This window comes from Staphylococcus sp. KUGN1, assembly GCF_045984185.1.
Taxonomy (GTDB): Bacteria; Bacillota; Bacilli; order Staphylococcales; family Staphylococcaceae; genus Staphylococcus; species Staphylococcus warneri_A.
In genome coordinates this window covers 1,261,764-1,278,255 of the sequence record NZ_JBJQIL010000001.1, presented here as the reverse complement: position 1 = coordinate 1,278,255, position 16,492 = coordinate 1,261,764, and the positions used below count along the sequence as shown (strand labels likewise).

General features: G+C 33.6%; 15 protein-coding genes, 27 tRNA genes and 1 rRNA gene. 42 read left to right on the top strand and 1 reads right to left on the bottom strand.

Features of this window, described 5'->3' with window-relative positions; genetic code table 11:
- Positions 1-7: 7 nt before the first annotated feature.
- The 37 genes from rrf (at position 8) to fumC (ending at position 10,989) form a co-directional block, all read left to right on the top strand.
- A 5S ribosomal RNA gene (gene rrf / locus ACJQQZ_RS06345) occupies positions 8-122 on the top strand.
- Between the two features lie 9 nt (positions 123-131).
- A tRNA-Val gene (locus ACJQQZ_RS06340) sits at positions 132-207 on the top strand.
- 6 nt (positions 208-213) lie between these two features.
- Positions 214-289: transfer RNA gene (locus tag ACJQQZ_RS06335), tRNA-Thr, on the top strand.
- Between the two features lie 6 nt (positions 290-295).
- Positions 296-371, top strand: a tRNA-Lys gene (locus tag ACJQQZ_RS06330).
- A gap of 8 nt (positions 372-379) precedes the next feature.
- Positions 380-461, top strand: a tRNA-Leu gene (locus tag ACJQQZ_RS06325).
- Positions 462-464: 3 nt separating this feature from the next.
- Positions 465-539 (top strand) — tRNA-Gly (locus ACJQQZ_RS06320).
- Between the two features lie 8 nt (positions 540-547).
- Positions 548-636: transfer RNA gene (locus tag ACJQQZ_RS06315), tRNA-Leu, on the top strand.
- A 15-nt stretch (positions 637-651) separates the two neighbouring features.
- A tRNA-Arg gene (locus tag ACJQQZ_RS06310) sits at positions 652-725 on the top strand.
- Positions 726-734: 9 nt separating this feature from the next.
- Positions 735-808 (top strand) — tRNA-Pro (locus ACJQQZ_RS06305).
- Between the two features lie 20 nt (positions 809-828).
- Positions 829-904 (top strand) — tRNA-Ala (locus ACJQQZ_RS06300).
- Between the two features lie 24 nt (positions 905-928).
- Positions 929-1,002: transfer RNA gene (locus ACJQQZ_RS06295), tRNA-Met, on the top strand.
- Positions 1,003-1,029: 27 nt separating this feature from the next.
- A tRNA-Ile gene (locus tag ACJQQZ_RS06290) sits at positions 1,030-1,103 on the top strand.
- Positions 1,104-1,112: 9 nt separating this feature from the next.
- Positions 1,113-1,202 (top strand) — tRNA-Ser (locus ACJQQZ_RS06285).
- 10 nt (positions 1,203-1,212) lie between these two features.
- A tRNA-Asp gene (locus ACJQQZ_RS06280) sits at positions 1,213-1,288 on the top strand.
- Positions 1,289-1,320: 32 nt separating this feature from the next.
- Positions 1,321-1,410, top strand: a tRNA-Ser gene (locus ACJQQZ_RS06275).
- 20 nt (positions 1,411-1,430) lie between these two features.
- Positions 1,431-1,504 (top strand) — tRNA-Met (locus ACJQQZ_RS06270).
- A gap of 9 nt (positions 1,505-1,513) precedes the next feature.
- Positions 1,514-1,589: transfer RNA gene (locus ACJQQZ_RS06265), tRNA-Asp, on the top strand.
- 14 nt (positions 1,590-1,603) lie between these two features.
- Positions 1,604-1,676: transfer RNA gene (locus ACJQQZ_RS06260), tRNA-Phe, on the top strand.
- Between the two features lie 8 nt (positions 1,677-1,684).
- A tRNA-Thr gene (locus ACJQQZ_RS06255) sits at positions 1,685-1,760 on the top strand.
- Between the two features lie 6 nt (positions 1,761-1,766).
- Positions 1,767-1,850 (top strand) — tRNA-Tyr (locus ACJQQZ_RS06250).
- Between the two features lie 7 nt (positions 1,851-1,857).
- Positions 1,858-1,931: transfer RNA gene (locus ACJQQZ_RS06245), tRNA-Trp, on the top strand.
- A gap of 2 nt (positions 1,932-1,933) precedes the next feature.
- Positions 1,934-2,006: transfer RNA gene (locus ACJQQZ_RS06240), tRNA-His, on the top strand.
- 11 nt (positions 2,007-2,017) lie between these two features.
- Positions 2,018-2,089, top strand: a tRNA-Gln gene (locus ACJQQZ_RS06235).
- A 5-nt stretch (positions 2,090-2,094) separates the two neighbouring features.
- Positions 2,095-2,168: transfer RNA gene (locus ACJQQZ_RS06230), tRNA-Cys, on the top strand.
- 12 nt (positions 2,169-2,180) lie between these two features.
- Positions 2,181-2,255: transfer RNA gene (locus ACJQQZ_RS06225), tRNA-Gly, on the top strand.
- Positions 2,256-2,269: 14 nt separating this feature from the next.
- A tRNA-Gly gene (locus ACJQQZ_RS06220) sits at positions 2,270-2,344 on the top strand.
- Between the two features lie 13 nt (positions 2,345-2,357).
- A tRNA-Gly gene (locus ACJQQZ_RS06215) sits at positions 2,358-2,432 on the top strand.
- A gap of 37 nt (positions 2,433-2,469) precedes the next feature.
- A tRNA-Leu gene (locus ACJQQZ_RS06210) sits at positions 2,470-2,552 on the top strand.
- A gap of 172 nt (positions 2,553-2,724) precedes the next feature.
- The gene (locus tag ACJQQZ_RS06205) at positions 2,725-3,789 is read left to right on the top strand and encodes a PTS sugar transporter subunit IIC (RefSeq protein ID WP_124227926.1); all 1,065 of its coding nucleotides are present in this window, start codon (positions 2,725-2,727) and stop codon (positions 3,787-3,789) included.
- A gap of 116 nt (positions 3,790-3,905) precedes the next feature.
- Positions 3,906-5,366, top strand: a complete 1,461-nt coding sequence (locus tag ACJQQZ_RS06200) for an ABC transporter substrate-binding protein/permease (protein WP_107533117.1) — start codon at positions 3,906-3,908, stop codon at positions 5,364-5,366.
- Positions 5,359-6,081 carry an amino acid ABC transporter ATP-binding protein gene (locus ACJQQZ_RS06195; protein ID WP_124227925.1) on the top strand — a complete coding sequence of 241 codons (723 nt, stop codon included), beginning with the start codon at positions 5,359-5,361 and terminating at the stop codon, positions 6,079-6,081. The genes ACJQQZ_RS06200 and ACJQQZ_RS06195 overlap by 8 nt, the downstream gene beginning before the upstream one ends.
- Positions 6,082-6,314: 233 nt before the next feature.
- Complete coding sequence (queG, locus tag ACJQQZ_RS06190) at positions 6,315-7,445, top strand: tRNA epoxyqueuosine(34) reductase QueG (protein ID WP_124227924.1); 1,131 nt, start codon at positions 6,315-6,317, stop codon at positions 7,443-7,445.
- A complete protein-coding gene (trmL, locus tag ACJQQZ_RS06185) occupies positions 7,446-7,916 on the top strand; it encodes a tRNA (uridine(34)/cytosine(34)/5-carboxymethylaminomethyluridine(34)-2'-O)-methyltransferase TrmL (RefSeq protein ID WP_002452097.1) in 471 nt (156 codons plus the stop codon).
- Positions 7,917-8,096: 180 nt separating this feature from the next.
- Entirely contained in the window at positions 8,097-8,696 is a 600-nt protein-coding gene (locus tag ACJQQZ_RS06180) for a 6-phosphogluconolactonase (RefSeq protein ID WP_002452098.1), read from the top strand.
- Positions 8,697-8,723: 27 nt separating this feature from the next.
- Entirely contained in the window at positions 8,724-8,897 is a 174-nt protein-coding gene (locus ACJQQZ_RS06175; RefSeq protein WP_107533115.1) for an SAS053 family DNA gyrase inhibitor, read from the top strand.
- A gap of 159 nt (positions 8,898-9,056) precedes the next feature.
- A complete protein-coding gene (locus tag ACJQQZ_RS06170) occupies positions 9,057-9,449 on the top strand; it encodes a hypothetical protein (protein WP_002452100.1) in 393 nt (130 codons plus the stop codon).
- Positions 9,450-9,603: 154 nt separating this feature from the next.
- Positions 9,604-10,989 carry a class II fumarate hydratase gene (gene fumC / locus ACJQQZ_RS06165; RefSeq protein WP_107533114.1) on the top strand — a complete coding sequence of 462 codons (1,386 nt, stop codon included), beginning with the start codon at positions 9,604-9,606 and terminating at the stop codon, positions 10,987-10,989.
- Positions 10,990-11,048: 59 nt separating this feature from the next.
- Here fumC and ACJQQZ_RS06160 read toward each other — a convergent pair whose 3' ends face one another.
- Positions 11,049-11,879, bottom strand: a complete 831-nt coding sequence (locus ACJQQZ_RS06160) for an RluA family pseudouridine synthase (protein WP_049425061.1) — start codon at positions 11,877-11,879, stop codon at positions 11,049-11,051.
- Positions 11,880-12,056: 177 nt separating this feature from the next.
- On the opposite strand from ACJQQZ_RS06160, the gene ACJQQZ_RS06155 reads away from it, so the two are divergent.
- The 5 genes from ACJQQZ_RS06155 (at position 12,057) to ACJQQZ_RS06135 (ending at position 16,347) form a co-directional block, all read left to right on the top strand.
- Positions 12,057-13,169 (top strand): GAF domain-containing sensor histidine kinase, encoded by a 1,113-nt coding sequence (locus ACJQQZ_RS06155; protein ID WP_002452103.1) that lies wholly within the window; start codon positions 12,057-12,059, stop codon positions 13,167-13,169.
- A 20-nt stretch (positions 13,170-13,189) separates the two neighbouring features.
- The gene (locus ACJQQZ_RS06150) at positions 13,190-13,813 is read left to right on the top strand and encodes a response regulator (protein ID WP_002452104.1); all 624 of its coding nucleotides are present in this window, start codon (positions 13,190-13,192) and stop codon (positions 13,811-13,813) included.
- A gap of 250 nt (positions 13,814-14,063) precedes the next feature.
- Positions 14,064-14,528 carry an XRE family transcriptional regulator XdrA gene (xdrA, locus tag ACJQQZ_RS06145; protein WP_002452105.1) on the top strand — a complete coding sequence of 155 codons (465 nt, stop codon included), beginning with the start codon at positions 14,064-14,066 and terminating at the stop codon, positions 14,526-14,528.
- Positions 14,529-14,802: 274 nt separating this feature from the next.
- Positions 14,803-15,933, top strand: coding sequence for a DUF445 domain-containing protein (locus ACJQQZ_RS06140; protein ID WP_124227923.1), 1,131 nt, complete (start codon positions 14,803-14,805; stop codon positions 15,931-15,933).
- 69 nt (positions 15,934-16,002) lie between these two features.
- Entirely contained in the window at positions 16,003-16,347 is a 345-nt protein-coding gene (locus ACJQQZ_RS06135; protein WP_408023094.1) for a YlbF/YmcA family competence regulator, read from the top strand.
- The last annotated feature ends 145 nt before the right edge of the window (positions 16,348-16,492 follow it).

The window sequence follows — 16,492 nt, the reverse complement described above, 5'->3', positions numbered from 1 at the left end:
CCATTTGTCTGGTGACAATGGCAAGGAGGTCACACCTGTTCCCATGCCGAACACAGAAGTTAAGCTCCTTAGCGCCGATGGTAGTCGGACTAACGTTCCGCTAGAGTAGGACGTTGCCAGGCAAATATATTGGAGAATTAGCTCAGCTGGGAGAGCATCTGCCTTACAAGCAGAGGGTCGGCGGTTCGAACCCGTCATTCTCCACCATTTATAGCCGGCCTAGCTCAATTGGTAGAGCAACTGACTTGTAATCAGTAGGTTGGGGGTTCAAGTCCTCTGGCCGGCACCATCTTTAGAGCCATTAGCTCAGTTGGTAGAGCATCTGACTTTTAATCAGAGGGTCAGAGGTTCGAATCCTCTATGGCTCACCATTTTAATAGCGGGTGTGGCGGAATTGGCAGACGCACTAGACTTAGGATCTAGCGCCTTACGGCGTGGGGGTTCGACTCCCTTCACCCGCATATGCAGAAGTAGTTCAGCGGTAGAATACAACCTTGCCAAGGTTGGGGTCGCGGGTTCGAATCCCGTCTTCTGCTCCATTATAAGTGCCGGGGTGGCGGAACTGGCAGACGCACAGGACTTAAAATCCTGCGGTGAGAGATCACCGTACCGGTTCGATTCCGGTCCTCGGCACCATCTTATTATAAATATGCGCCCGTAGCTCAATTGGATAGAGCGTTTGACTACGGATCAAGAGGTTATGGGTTCGACTCCTATCGGGCGCGCTTATTCTACGGGAAGTAGCTCAGCTTGGTAGAGCACTTGGTTTGGGACCAAGGGGTCGTAGGTTCGAATCCTGTCTTCCCGATAGCAACAATTATTAAATATGGGGGCTTAGCTCAGTTGGGAGAGCGCCTGCTTTGCACGCAGGAGGTCAGCGGTTCGATCCCGCTAGTCTCCACCATATTAAATTTACAAACTAGATAACGGCGGTGTAGCTCAGCTGGCTAGAGCGTACGGTTCATACCCGTGAGGTCGGGGGTTCGATCCCCTCCACCGCCACTACTATTAGTTGTAAGATTATATTTAGGACCTTTAGCTCAGTTGGTTAGAGCTAACGGCTCATAACCGTTCGGTCGCAGGTTCGAGTCCTGCAAGGTCCATATAATTTTGGAGGAATACCCAAGTCCGGCTGAAGGGATCGGTCTTGAAAACCGACAGGGCCTTAACGGGCCGCGGGGGTTCGAATCCCTCTTCCTCCGTTTTATATTTGGTCTTGTAGTGTAGCGGTTAACACGCCTGCCTGTCACGCAGGAGATCGCGGGTTCGATTCCCGTCGAGACCGCCATTTTAATTTAATAGCAATTTACCTATAATCATGGAGGAATACCCAAGTCCGGCTGAAGGGATCGGTCTTGAAAACCGACAGGGCCTTAACGGGCCGCGGGGGTTCGAATCCCTCTTCCTCCGTTTTTATTATTTATTATTACCGCGGGATGGAGCAGTTCGGTAGCTCGTCGGGCTCATAACCCGAAGGTCGGTGGTTCAAATCCGCCTCCCGCAATACATATTTGGTCTCGTAGTGTAGCGGTTAACACGCCTGCCTGTCACGCAGGAGATCGCGGGTTCGATTCCCGTCGAGACCGCCATTACATTTTATTATGGTTCAGTAGCTCAGTTGGTAGAGCAATGGATTGAAGCTCCATGTGTCGGCAGTTCGACTCTGTCCTGAACCATTTCACAAGCCGGCCTAGCTCAATTGGTAGAGCAACTGACTTGTAATCAGTAGGTTGGGGGTTCAAGTCCTCTGGCCGGCACCATCTCTTGGAGGGGTAGCGAAGTGGCTAAACGCGGCGGACTGTAAATCCGCTCCTTCGGGTTCGGCAGTTCGAATCTGCCCCCCTCCACCATCTGAATAGGGGCATAGTTCAACGGTAGAATAGAGGTCTCCAAAACCTTTGATGTGGGTTCGATTCCTACTGCCCCTGCCATGGCGGTTGTGGCGAAGTGGTTAACGCATCGGATTGTGGTTCCGACATTCGAGGGTTCGATTCCCTTCAACCGCCCTTATTATTAATGGGCTATAGCCAAGCGGTAAGGCAACGGACTTTGACTCCGTCACGCGCTGGTTCGAATCCAGCTAGCCCAGTTATTGGCGGCATAGCCAAGTGGTAAGGCAGAGGTCTGCAAAACCTTTATCACCGGTTCAAATCCGGTTGCCGCCTCCAGGTTTTTATTAAGCGGGAGTAGTTCAACTCTTAGAACACGTTCCTTCCCGGAACGAGGTATAGGTGCAAATCCTATCTTCCGCTCCAAATTTTTATATTAAGCGGGAGTAGTTCAACTCTCAGAACACGTTCCTTCCCGGAACGAGGTATAGGTGTAAGTCCTATCTTCCGCTCCAAATTTTATATTAAGCGGGAGTAGTTCAACTTTTAGAACACGTTCCTTCCAGGAACGAGGTATAGGTGCAAATCCTATCTTCCGCTCCATTATTACTTCCAAGTGGAAGTTTTTTCTTTATATTGGGCCGGCGTGGCGGAATTGGCAGACGCGCGGGACTCAAAATCCCGTTCCTTTTTGGAGTGTCGGTTCGATCCCGACCGCCGGTATAAAATATATAATGTCTAAGGAAAGTGGTATTTGTGTAAACACATTTACCACTTTTTTTATATCAACTAAATTTTATTACAGGTTTGAAGTTAGATTATCTGGATCATATTTTCATTTCTTTCTATTTAAAATATAATATATGATCATTTCATTATGCTTTGGAGGTGCATTATGAGTAAGAATAGTACAAAAATGGGTGGTAAAGTTTTCTTTAGTAATATTCTAAATGCGGTTGGAGCAGGGGTAGTTATTGCCTTATTACCCAATGCTTTATTAGGAGAATTACTTAAATTTTTTAAAGATGGTAATGAGCTCTTGGAAACTATCTTTCGTCTTGTCACAGTTATACAGTCTTTTATGGCTTTCATAGTGGGTGTTTTAGCAGCTCATCAGTTCAAATTTAATGGATCAGGTGCAGCTATTGTTGGTTCTTCAGCAATGTTAGGCTCAGGCGCAATTATATTTAATAATCAAGGTATTATGATTAAAGGAATAGGGGATATTATCAATATCATTTTAGTCGTGATGATTGCCTGTTTTTTATATTTATTATTCCAAGGAAAATTGGGCTCATTTGAAATGATTATTTTACCAGTTTTAATTCCTGTTGTGAGTGGAACTATTGGCCTTATGACTTTACCATATGTTCAAGTTGTAACACATACAATTGGTAAAGTGATTAATTCATTTACTGACCTTAATCCTTTAACGATGTCTATTTTAATAAGTGTGACTTTCTCTTTACTTATGGTTACACCAATTTCATTGGTAGCAATTGCTACTGCTATAGGTTTAACTGGATTAGGTAGTGGTGCGGCAAATATGGGTATTGTTGCTGCATGTGTTACATTTTTATTTGGATCTCTAAGAGTCAATTCTATTGGAGTCAATTTGGTATTACTTATTGGAGCAGCTAAAATGATGATACCGGTATATTTAAAACATTTAATTATAGCTATACCACTAATTATAAATGGTGCTATTGCTGGTATTATTGCTTACTTTATAGGCATCAAAGGTACTCCTTTATCTGCTGGATTTGGATATACAGGACTTGTTGGACCTATAAATGCTTTAAATCGTATGGCGGGAGACCAAATGACTAATATAATTATGTTAGTTGCGGGGTACTTTATTATTCCATTTATCAGTGCATTTGTCGTACATGAGTTATGTAAAAAGTTTATACATTCATATAATGACGAAATTTATAAATTTGAAATTCCTAAAGAATAAACGAATTCCCAGTGTAGCCGCTATGGCTGCACTTTTTTTATTATATTTAAAAATGATATTGCATATTAATGCAATGATTTGTATAATAATGAATATTATAAAGGAGGGTTGCTTTAATGAAATATTTTATTAAAGTATTTTTGGTATTTTTAATCATAGTAGGTTCAACATTAACAACGAAACAACCCAATATTAATGCTGAAGAGAAGGATACAAACTGGCAAAAAATTAAAGATAGTGGAGAACTTCGTGTTGGCTTATCAGCTGATTATGCACCGATGGAATTTGAAAAGAATGCAAATGGAAAAACTGAATATGCTGGTGTTGATATAGAGTTAGCTAAGAAGATAGCTAAAGATAATCATCTCAAACTGAAAATTATTAATATGCAATTTGATAGTTTACTAGGTGCGCTCAAAACTGGCAAAATTGATATTATTATTTCTGGAATGACAACGACACCTGAACGTGAAAAAGAGGTAAGCTTTACTAAACCATATATGATGACTAATAATATTATGTTAGTTAAGAAAAATGAAAAAAATCATTTAAAATCTATTAGCGATTTTAAAGATAAGAAAATAGCTGTTCAAAAAGGAACAGATCAAGAAAAAATAGCTAAGACTGAAATTGAAAATGCAGATGTTACTTCATTAAATAAATTACCAGAAACTATTTTATCTGTGAAAAGTGGTAAAGCTGTAGGAGCAATTCTTGAAAAGCCTGTAGCAGAGGCATACATAAAACAAAACCCTGAACTTGCATTTTCAGATGTGAAATTTAATGAAGAAAAGAAACCAACTTGTATTGCAGTACCTAAAAATTCACCAATTTTATTAAAAAAATTAAATCAGACAATCAATGAAGTTAATGATAAAAATTTAATAGATCATTATATGACTAAAGCAGCAAATGATATGCAGGATGATGGTAATTTTTATACAAAATATAAAAGCTTTTTTATCAAAGGATTACAAAACACAATTTTAATTTCATTTGTTGGTGTAGTTTTTGGAGCAATTCTAGGAGCGTTTATAGCGCTAATGAAATTAAGTAAATTTAAACCATTATCATGGATTGCTTCTATTTATATAGAATTCTTAAGAGGTACACCATTATTAGTACAAGTTTTCATAGTATTTTTTGGTACTACTGCAGCACTTGGACTAGATATTTCTGCTTTGATTTGCGGAACAATTGCATTAGTTATTAACTCATCAGCATATATTGCAGAGATATTTCGTGCGGGTATTAATTCCATCGATAAAGGACAAACAGAAGCTGCACGCAGTTTAGGTTTGAGTTACAATCAAACGATGAAATCAGTCGTTATGCCACAGGCTATTAAGAATATTTTACCAGCACTAGGTAATGAATTTGTTACTTTAATTAAAGAATCATCTATAGTATCAACAATAGGTGTTGGAGAAATTATGTTTAATGCACAAGTGGTTCAAGGTATTTCATTTGATCCTTTTACACCATTATTGGTCGCAGCAGGAATGTACTTTATTCTAACCTTTGCATTATCACGCATCATGAATTTTATAGAAGGGAGAATGAAAGCCAGTGATTAAAATTCAAAATTTAAATAAAAAATTTGGTAACAATGAAGTATTAAAAGATATTAATTTAGATATTAATAAAGGTGAAGTCGTAGCTATCATTGGTCCATCGGGTAGTGGAAAAAGCACGTTATTAAGATGTATGAATTTATTAGAAACGCCTACAAAAGGACATGTTATATTTGAAGGTAACGATTTAACAAAAAAAGGTGTTCATTTAGAACAATTACGACAAAAAATGGGCATGGTGTTTCAAAACTTTAATTTATTTCCTCATAAAAAGGTTAAGGAAAATATTATGTTAGCGCCTAAATTGTTAAAAAAGAATGATCATTCAACTCTTAATGAGCAAGCGATTGAATTACTAGATAAGGTAGGATTAAAAGATAAAGCAGACGTTTATCCTAATCAACTTTCTGGTGGACAAAAGCAGAGAGTTGCGATAGCAAGAGCATTAGCTATGCAACCAGATGTTATTTTATTTGACGAACCAACATCTGCACTTGACCCTGAAGTAGTTGGGGACGTTTTGAAGATTATGAAGGATTTAGCTAAAGAGGGAATGACAATGGTGGTCGTTACACATGAAATGGGCTTCGCAAAAGATGTCAGTGATAAAGTAATATTTATGGCAGATGGCGTTGTTGTTGAATCAGGTACACCACAGGAAATATTTGAAAAACCACAACATGAAAGAACTAAAAATTTCTTATCTAGAGTATTATAAGTGTAAAACAATTCAAAATTTAATTGTGAATGCCTGAGAGATGACAATTTCTCAGGCATTCATTTTTGTTATGTCTACACTCAACTGCTAACGATACGACAAGACAAACGTTATAAAAATAAATGATGGATTAAAGTCTATGTCTTATATACTTTTAATCAATAATCATACATCACTATTTATTCATATGTTAAAATAACAAGAGTATATTTTTATAATGTGGGGGCAAAATCTTGGATGTAAAGCAGTTAAAAAAAGATATCATTGATTACGCACATACAATTGGTATTGACAGTATTGGTTTTACGACTGCCGATCCATTTGATGAATTGAAACAAAAGTTAGAAGATTATCACTCAAAAGGATATGCTTCAGGATTTGAAGAATCTGATATTGCATTAAGAACTGAACCTAAATTAAGCTTACCGACAGCGAGATCTATTATTGCTATAGCAGTTGGATATCCCAATAAACTTAAAGGGGCACCTAAAAGTGTACGTGGTGATAGACGCGGTATGTTTGCACGTGCTTCATGGGGCCAAGATTATCATACAATAATGAGAAAACGATTGGATCAATTGGCAACATATATCCAATCAATTGTACCTGATGTTGAAATTAAATCGATGGTGGACACTGGAGTATTATCAGATAGAGCTGTAGCGGAACGTGCAGGACTAGGATTTGCAGGACGAAATGGTTTTATTATTAATCCTGATTTAGGTACATGGACATATCTAGGTGAAATGCTCGTAAGTATACCGTTTGAACCAGATGATCCTATTTTAGATAGTTGTGGAGATTGTACAATTTGTGTTGATAGATGTCCTACAGGTGCTTTAGTAGGCAATGGCCAATTAAATAGTCAAAAATGTATTAGCTTTTTAACTCAAACTAAAGGTTATTTAGATGATGAGTACAGATATAAAATTGGCAATCGATTATATGGTTGTGACACATGCCAACAAGTTTGTCCTAAAAATAAAGGCATCAATACAGAACGTGACGATATTATATTAGAACCTGAAATTTTGAAACCTAGATTAGTTCCATTATTGCAAATGAGTAATAAAGAATTTAAAAATACTTATGGTCATTTAGCGGGTGCATGGAGAGGTAAAAAACCTATACAACGAAATGCGATATTAGCGTTAGCTCATTTTAATGAAACAAGTGCTATACCTGAGTTAAAAGAAGTTGCATTACATGACCCTAGACCTATGATAAGAGGCACTGCATATTGGGCAATTGGTCAAATTGAAGGGGAAAATGCGCGTGAATTTATTCATACACATTATGAAAATGAAATTAAAGAAGTCCAAGTTGAAATGTTAAAAGGCTTGGAAATGAGGAGAGAAAAATAAATGACAAACCACATTGTATTATTTCAACCTGAAATCCCTGCAAATACTGGTAATATAGCTAGAACTTGTGCTGGTACCAATACACACTTACATTTGATTAAACCGCTTGGCTTTAGTACAGATGATAAGATGTTAAAAAGAGCAGGATTAGATTACTGGGAGCATGTTAATATTACATATCACGAAAATATAGAATCATTTTTTGAATCAACAGATGGTGAATATTATTTGTTAACAAAATTTGGTAAGCAAACATATAGTGATTTTGATTTTTCTGATACACAAAATAATCATTATTTTATTTTTGGTAGGGAAACAACTGGATTACCGGATTGGGTCAAAGACAAGTATCAAGACACTGCATTAAGAATCCCGATGAGTGATAAAATTCGTTCATTAAATCTCTCGAATACAGCAGCATTATTGATTTACGAAGCTTTAAGACAACAATCATTTCCGGGCTTATCTTAATAAAGATGATTGAAATTCAAAGTAAATGAACAATAAGTTGACTACATGTTATATTTAATGATAAGAAAATAGTATTCTATAATCATAGGTTAGTTTGAACGATAAATAATAAGGGTATAAATGAATTAATATTAACCATACTATTCTATGTAAAGCAAACCAAGAGGAGTGTATTTTAAAATGGCAATGAACTTTAAAGTATTTGAAGATAAGCAAAGAGTAGCTGAATATACAGCGGATATTTTGAGAAAACAATTTAATAACAACCCAATGACTATCGCAGGTGTTCATTTAACAAAAGATCATGCACCTGTATTAGATGAATTAAAAAAGAATGTTGATTTACATGCAGTTGACTTCAGTCAAATTAACATTTTAGATTATGATGAAAATCAATCATATTATGAAGCGTTAGGTGTACCACAAAGTCAAATTTATTCATTATCATACAATCAAGATGCTAATGACTTTATTTCAGATAAAATTAAAACCAAAGAAAATAAAGGTAAATTAGTATTACAAGTGGTTTCAATTGATGAAAGCGGTAATTTAGACGTAAGTGTTAGACAAGGTTTATTAGAAGCACGTGAAATCTTCTTAGTTGTTACTGGTAGTAATAAACGTGAAGTAGTTGAAAAATTATATAATGAAAATGGAAAATCTAATTTTGAACCAGCAGACTTAAAAGCGCACCGTATGGTTAACGTTATTTTAGATAAAGAAGCAGCAGCTGGATTACCTGAAGACGTAAAAGAATACTTCACAGCTCGCTTTGCATAACGAATAAGTGAGAAAGAGGTTATCTATATGACTCAAAATAAAGATTCTAGAACGAATTACCACGAAGAAGAAAATGCAATGGTAACTGATTTAGATGATTTAAAAGATTTAGGTAAAGAAATGGAACAAATTTCTGAAGAAAATGATGAAGATAAATTAAATCAATCTCATGATTCAGAAGTGCGTTCTGATTTAGATTAAGAATAAATATTAACTCTTGTAATAGTGAAAGTTCTATTGCAAGAGTATTTTTATGTATTGATCAAAGAACTTTTATATAATTAATTCAAATTGACGTCATCCATCAAATCCTGCATTATGGTATGATATTGAAGAATCATGTTTAAAAGGAGATTACATATGCTAGGGAAGTATTGGAAATATTTAATGATCGCAACTGTTATTGTAAGTTTAATTTCAATCAAGGCATTTCCATTAGCACTAGGCGCATTATACTTACCGGTTTTATTTAAAATAGTACAATTACAGTTAAATCTTTCGAATGGTTTAATTGATGAGGTCAGTGCGCAAACATTTATTAAAAGTAATCAATCTGGCATTATCATCAGTGTCATTTGTTGTTTGGCTATTACTGGTATTTTAATGTATACATTAGATGATTTCTATAATAGCTTAACAGGTATTTTAAGTATCTTAATTAAAGTAAGTCCATTTACAATTATAATTAGTGCGATTCTATATATTTTAACTGCAATTGCAACGGTTCAAGCAACAAAACAAAAATTTCAATAATTTACATTTTAACTCTAGTTTTTGTAGTGAATTGCTATTAGAAACTAGAGTTTTTGTATTTGAAAAATATATGTAAACGTTTTACTTCTAAATTGATATGACAAATTAAATAGTGATATACTAGGATTAACAATGATAATAAGGGGAGAAAAAAATGTCAGTACGTATTGAACATGATACATTTGGAGAAATTGAAGTACCTGCAGATAAATATTGGGGTGCTCAAACAGAAAGAAGTAAACGAAACTTCCCAGTAGGTAAAGAGAAAATGCCTATTGAAGTTGTATACGGATTTGCTCAACTTAAAAGAGGTGCTGCATTAGCTAACAACGAGTTAGGGAAATTAAGTGATGCTAAAAAAGATGCTATCGTCTATGCTTGTGATAAAATTCTAAATGGTGAATTAGACGAACATTTCCCATTAGTAGTTTGGCAAACAGGAAGCGGTACACAAAGTAATATGAATGTGAATGAAGTAGTTAGTTATGTAGCTAATGAATATTTAAAAGAACATCAAAGTGATGAATCAATCCATCCGAATGATGATGTAAATAAATCTCAAAGCTCTAACGACACATTTCCAACAGCGATGCACGTTGCACTATATCACGAAGTTGAAACTAAATTAGAACCAGCGTTAAAACATTTACGCCAAACTTTCAAACAAAAAGAAGATGAATTTGAATCTATTATTAAAATTGGTCGTACACATTTACAAGATGCGACACCAATTAAATTAGGACAAGAAATTAGTGGTTGGCGTTATATGTTAGATAGATGTGAAACATTATTAAATGAATCTAAAAAGCATATACTAAACTTAGCAATTGGTGGTACTGCCGTAGGTACAGGAATCAATGCACATCCAGAGTTTGGAGACAAAGTTGCGAAATTTATCTCTGAAAACACAGGTTATGCATTTGTATCATCAGAAAACAAATTCCATGCATTAACGGCACATGATGAAGTTGTTCAATTGCATGGTACATTAAAAGCACTAGCTGGCGATTTAATGAAAATTGCTAATGATGTAAGATGGTTAGCTTCAGGTCCAAGAGCAGGTTTAGCTGAAATTTCAATTCCTGAAAATGAACCAGGTTCTTCAATTATGCCAGGTAAAGTTAATCCAACACAATGTGAAATGTTAACAATGGTAGCAGTACAAGTGATGGGTAATGACACTGCAGTAGGTATCGCAAGTTCACAAGGTAACTTTGAATTAAATGTATTTAAACCGGTCATTTTACACAATACATTACAATCAATTTACTTATTAGCAGATGGTATGGAAACATTTAATAATAACTGTGCCGTAGGTATTGAACCTATTGAGGAAAATATTGATAATTACTTAAATCAATCATTAATGTTAGTGACTGCTTTAAATCCACATATTGGATATGAGAAAGCTGCACAAATAGCTAAAAAAGCACATAAAGAGGGCTTAACACTTAAAGAATCAGCTATTCAATCAGGTTATGTTACTGAAGAACAATTTGAAGAATGGATTAAACCAGAAGATATGGTAGACCCGCACTAGTGCTAATATAATAATTAAAAGCTAAGAAGATTAAATAAATATAATCTTCCTAGCTTTTTTTATGAAATCTCATCATCTAAACTAACTGAAATCCATTCTTTAGTTAAAGGATGTTCTAATTCGATTTTATAACTGTGTAATTCTAATTGTCTTAATGTTGAATCACCGTATAATGGATCTCCAATGACAGGGTGTCCGATGTCTGCTAGATGTACACGAATTTGGTGTGTACGTCCTGTATCTAATTTAATTTCTAACTCACACACATTTTCCTTAACCATATTTGAAGAAAGAATATGTGTAATCGCACGTTGACCTGTATTAGATATACGTTTCTTATTTGGATGAAACTTATCTTTACCAATGGGTTTATCAATTGTTTGGGGTTTGATAGGTAATAAGGCTTTAACATGTGCTTTATAGATGCGGGTGATATCATTTTCTTCTAGCATTCTATCTAATATCTTTTTCATTAATGGATTTTTTGCCACAATTAATAAACCAACTGTTTCTTGGTCTAATCGATGTATAGGTTCTACATAATCACTATCAATAGTATAAATAAGATGATTCATTAAAGTATTACTTTCTTTTAAATCATTTGGATGTGTTTTGACACCTTTAGGTTTTAGCACAATCGCAAAATCATCGTTTTCATAGTAAACTTGTGCGTAACGATAACTTGGTAAGTAATTACTTTTTTCTTCTGGTGTAGGTATAAATACTTCATCACCGGAATTGACCTTATCAGATAAACGACTTGTTTCTTTATTAATAGTAATATCTTTAGACATATTTAATAAATGTAAGTCTTTTTTAGGTAACTTTAAATCTTGGAAAATCTCTCTCAATGTATATTGATCATAATTTTCAGGTATTGTAAATTTCATAAAATCCTCCTATAGTTACTCTTAATCATATCATAAAATGTATTATTGCAATATAAAATCAAGTTAAATAATACCCTTTGTATCACCGTCATGCGCCATAATGACGTTGATATGTTTTTTTATATTACATGAAACGGTATAATAGAATAGATATTCAAATTATTTTTGGAGGTAATTATGGAAAAACCAACACGCATCGCTCTCCTTAAAGAAATTGCAGAATTTTTGAATGAAGAAACAGAAATATATAGTATGATGCAAGGTGCAATTCAATCTTTGATAGAAGGAAGTGACTTTACGACGGGTTGGATTTTCTTTATCGATGATTTTGGCCATCATGAATTAGTTTCCAGTGTGAACTTGCCAGGAGCACTATCTAAAAATCAATGTCACTATATGACTGATGGATCATGTTGGTGTGTACGTGCCTATCAAAATGAAAAACTTACGAAAGCGTCTAATATCATTAATTGCTCAAGAATTAATTTAGCCAATCGTGCGCATTATGAAGAAACAGACGATATTACGCACCATGCAACAGTGCCACTGAGATCTGGTGAAGAACAATTTGGTTTATTAAATGTTGCTACACCAAATAAAAGCCATTATAGTCAGGAAGATTTAGCACTATTAGAATCAGTGGCCTTTCAAATTGGTTCAGCTATCAAGCGTATAATGTTAACTGATAAAGAAAAAGAAAATGCTCGAATTAATGAAAGGAATCGGTTAGCTAGAGATTTACATGATTCGGTTAATCAAATGTTATTTTCATTAAAATTAACTGCACATGCTGCCTATGGTATTTCAAACGAAGAAATGTCAAAAAAAGCCTTTAAAACAATTGAGGAAACAAGTCAAAATGCGGTTAATGAAATGCGTGCACTCATTTGGCAATTAAAACCTGTTGGATTAGAGCAAGGAATGTTACATGCACTGAATCATTATAGTGAATTGTTACAGTTGAATTTAACTGTTCATGTGGATGGATTGATCGATGTTACCAATGTCATTGAAGAAAATGTTTATCGTATGGTTCAAGAATGTCTAAACAATGTAAGAAAGCATGCGAAAACAAAAGAAGTTACTTTAACTTTAAAACAGACAAATGAAAAACTTTATGTGATTGTTCAAGACGAGGGAAAAGGATTTGACAATACAAAGCAAATGTCAGATACATCGAATGGTTTAAAGCATTTACAACAACGTACAGATATTTTAAAAGGACGTCTACGTATCGATTCAAAGCCATTAAAAGGTACTCGTATTGAAATAGAAATACCATTGAACTAATTATTTAAAGGAGTATAACGATGAATAAAATCATATTAGTCGATGATCATCATATTGTAAGACAAGGCTTAGAATTTTTATTATCTACTGTAGAAGATATAGAGGTTGTACAAGGGTTTGCTGAAGGTAAACTATTTTTAGAATACCTAGAAAACAATGAACAGCCGGATATTGTGTTATTAGATTTAGTTATGCCAGATATGAATGGTATTGAAATAACTGAGTATTTGAAAAAGCATTATCCTAACATTAAAATTTTAGTGTTAACAAGTTATGTTGATGATGAACATGTCATTTCTGCCATAGAAAAAGGTGCTGATGGCTATGAAATGAAAGACGTCGAACCACAGAAACTTATTGAAACGATTCATAATGTACTTAATGGGAAGCGAATCATTCATCCAGATGCAAAACATGTTATAGACTCTATGAGTTCTAAACCGCATTTTACAAATAAATTATCTAAAAGAGAAACAGAAGTACTTAAAGAAATGGTAAAAGGCAAAACAAACAAAGAAATTGCTAATACATTATTTGTATCAGAAAAAACAATTAAAACACATGTCAGTCATATCTTTAGTAAATTGCAAGTGAGCGATCGTACACAAGCTGCAATTTATGCTATGGAAAATAAACTGATTTAATTAAATAAGTTAATAGCAGTAAAAATTATGCTCAATTAATGATGGTTAAATAACTAAGTTTTTACAAATTATGTTAAAAATTTAAGTATTTTGATAATTTTGTCTTTAATAAAAATGAGCTTAAAACGAAATTGACTCTTTTATTTTCATTAAAAATATATTAAGATGTAATTTGTGTTTCAAGAAATGTGTATAATTGCAATTTCTTGTGTCCGGATATAAATTCTCTTCAAGAAAGGTAGATAATAGAATGGATAGACAGAGTTTTACAGATTTAATTCAAACAAAATTTAAAATGGTTCGTATAGAAGCAGGATATACACAAGATACAATGGCTCAAACAATTGGACTTTCTAAAAAAACATTAGTTCAAATTGAAAAAGAACGTGTATTACCAAATTGGACAACATGTGTTTCAATTTGTGCGTTATTTAGAGATTCAGATGTTTTGAATAGCACGTTTGGTTGTGATCCATTAGAAATCGTCCAAACAATATCTAGAAATCATTGTGCTTATCCAAATCACTCAACAACTAGTGATATTTATTGGAATACAATTGAAACTAGAAGCGGTTATATTTTACAAAGTAATAAAGTTAGCAATATTTACCGTGTATTAAATCCTGAAAAACAACCTATTTTCGGCACTTCTAAAATGAGAGAAGCAGAAACTTATTTCAATAGAAATGCTAAAGAAGAACTAGTTCATATTTAATTTTTCTCAAATAAGTGATAGTAGAATCTTAAAATGATTTAATCACTTATTTTTATTAACATAGAAGATGTTTTAGTTATTGACTATACATATTAGCCTAGGCCGTCAACAAATGATGACTTAGGCTTTTATTTGTACTGTGGGTATTTATAACGACTTATTTTAAGTTAGTTGGTAAATGAAAAAAGTTTTATAAGTATAAATTAACGAAACCTAAGGAAATTAAATGCTATAATAAATCATGATTTTTTATATTTTGAAGGGAGTCTATGTCATGCATGCTTTGTTAATCATCTTATTTATGATGGTGGTTGGTGCCGTTATTGGTGGGTTAACTAACGTCATAGCTATCAAAATGTTATTTCACCCGTTCAATCCATATTACATTTTTAAAATAAGAGTTCCATTCACACCAGGTTTAATTCCGAAAAGAAGAGATGAAATTGCAAATAAAATTGGTCAAGTTATTGAAGAACATTTGCTTACAGAAGATCTCATGAGACAAAAATTAAATGATGGAAAAGCTAAAAGTACGATAAACGATATTATTTTAAAACAGATACAACAACTGAAAGCAGATGATATGACTATTCACTATATTGCAGAAAAAGTTGATTTTAATATCGATTATTTTATAGAACATCAACTACACGAAGATGTAGAATCAATGCTAATGAAATATTACAGGTCTCATCAACAATCTACAGTTAAAGATGTATTACCTCAGGAATTAATTGAGTTGATTGAAGAAAGACTGAATGAAGTTGGTGATTTAATTTGTGAACGTGCACGTGTTTATTTATCTTCACCAAAAGGTACGCACGACATCAACGATATGTTAGAAACGTTCTTTAATGAAAAAGGTAAAATTGTAGGTCTATTACAAATGTTTATGACACGAGAGAGTATTGCTGATCGAATACAACAAGAATTAATTCGCTTAACAAATCATCCGAAAGCCAAATCAATTATTGATCAAGTGATCAATAATGAATTTGAAACATTCAAACAAAAGCAACTAGGTGAATTAGTATCAAATGAACAGTTTGAAAATATTGCTACAACTGCAACATCATTAATGATGACGCAATTTAATTTACAAGATAAAATAAGAAAACCTATTAATGAATTGGCACCTCAGTTTATTCATTATTTAGAAAACGAGTTGTCTAGCAAACTGACAGATATCATTATTAATCAAGTATCAAGCAATTTAACAACTATTATGCATAAAATTAATTTAAGACAACTTGTTGAAGATCAAATCAACACATTTGATTTAGACTATATAGAAAAAATTATTATCGATATTGCTAATAAAGAATTAAAATTAATTATGTCATTAGGTTTTATACTTGGTGGTATTATAGGAATTTTCCAAGGTATAGTCGCAATCTTTGTCTAACTTAATGATATGTGTTACATTTATTAAGAGTGTTGAAACACAAATTAACTCAAAGGAGTGCAATGAACAATGGCAGTAAATTTATATGATTATGCAAACCAATTAGAGCAAGCATTAAGAAATAGTGATGAATACAAAGCTATTAAAGATGCTTATGCTAAAGTAAAAGATAACGAAGAATCAAAAAAATTATTTGATGAATTCCGTGAAACTCAAATGAATTTCCAACAAAAACAAATGCAAGGTGAAGAAATTCCTGAGGAAGACTTACAAAAAGCTCAAGAACAAGCTCAAGCAATTGAAAAAGATGAAAACATCTCTTCATTAATGCAAGCTGAACAAAAAATGAGTCAAGTATTCCAAGAAATCAACCAAATCATCGTTAAACCATTAGATGAAATTTACGCTGACTAATAGTTAGTTATTTATTCGTAGCTACAGTACTTATTAAGTGCTGTAGCTTTTTTTATATTATGAATGAATAACTATGTTCAACATCGACTGTTATGTTTCACATATGGTAAAATGATTAGATATAAAGGAATATTGTGACTGGATT

Excerpts from the sequence above, each read along its gene's own strand:
- xdrA (WP_002452105.1), top strand. The coding sequence starts at position 14,064 with ATGGATAGACAGAGTTTTACAGATTTAATTCAAACAAAATTTAAAATG.
- ACJQQZ_RS06180 (WP_002452098.1), top strand. The coding sequence starts at position 8,097 with ATGGCAATGAACTTTAAAGTATTTGAAGATAAGCAAAGAGTAGCTGAA.
- fumC (WP_107533114.1), top strand. The coding sequence starts at position 9,604 with ATGTCAGTACGTATTGAACATGATACATTTGGAGAAATTGAAGTACCT.
- ACJQQZ_RS06150 (WP_002452104.1), top strand. The coding sequence starts at position 13,190 with ATGAATAAAATCATATTAGTCGATGATCATCATATTGTAAGACAAGGC.
- ACJQQZ_RS06135 (WP_408023094.1), top strand. The coding sequence starts at position 16,003 with ATGGCAGTAAATTTATATGATTATGCAAACCAATTAGAGCAAGCATTA.
- ACJQQZ_RS06140 (WP_124227923.1), top strand. The coding sequence starts at position 14,803 with ATGCATGCTTTGTTAATCATCTTATTTATGATGGTGGTTGGTGCCGTT.
- ACJQQZ_RS06205 (WP_124227926.1), top strand. The coding sequence starts at position 2,725 with ATGAGTAAGAATAGTACAAAAATGGGTGGTAAAGTTTTCTTTAGTAAT.
- ACJQQZ_RS06155 (WP_002452103.1), top strand. The coding sequence starts at position 12,057 with ATGGAAAAACCAACACGCATCGCTCTCCTTAAAGAAATTGCAGAATTT.
- ACJQQZ_RS06200 (WP_107533117.1), top strand. The coding sequence starts at position 3,906 with ATGAAATATTTTATTAAAGTATTTTTGGTATTTTTAATCATAGTAGGT.
- ACJQQZ_RS06160 (WP_049425061.1), bottom strand. The coding sequence starts at position 11,879 with ATGAAATTTACAATACCTGAAAATTATGATCAATATACATTGAGAGAG.
- ACJQQZ_RS06170 (WP_002452100.1), top strand. The coding sequence starts at position 9,057 with ATGCTAGGGAAGTATTGGAAATATTTAATGATCGCAACTGTTATTGTA.
- trmL (WP_002452097.1), top strand. The coding sequence starts at position 7,446 with ATGACAAACCACATTGTATTATTTCAACCTGAAATCCCTGCAAATACT.
- ACJQQZ_RS06175 (WP_107533115.1), top strand. The coding sequence starts at position 8,724 with ATGACTCAAAATAAAGATTCTAGAACGAATTACCACGAAGAAGAAAAT.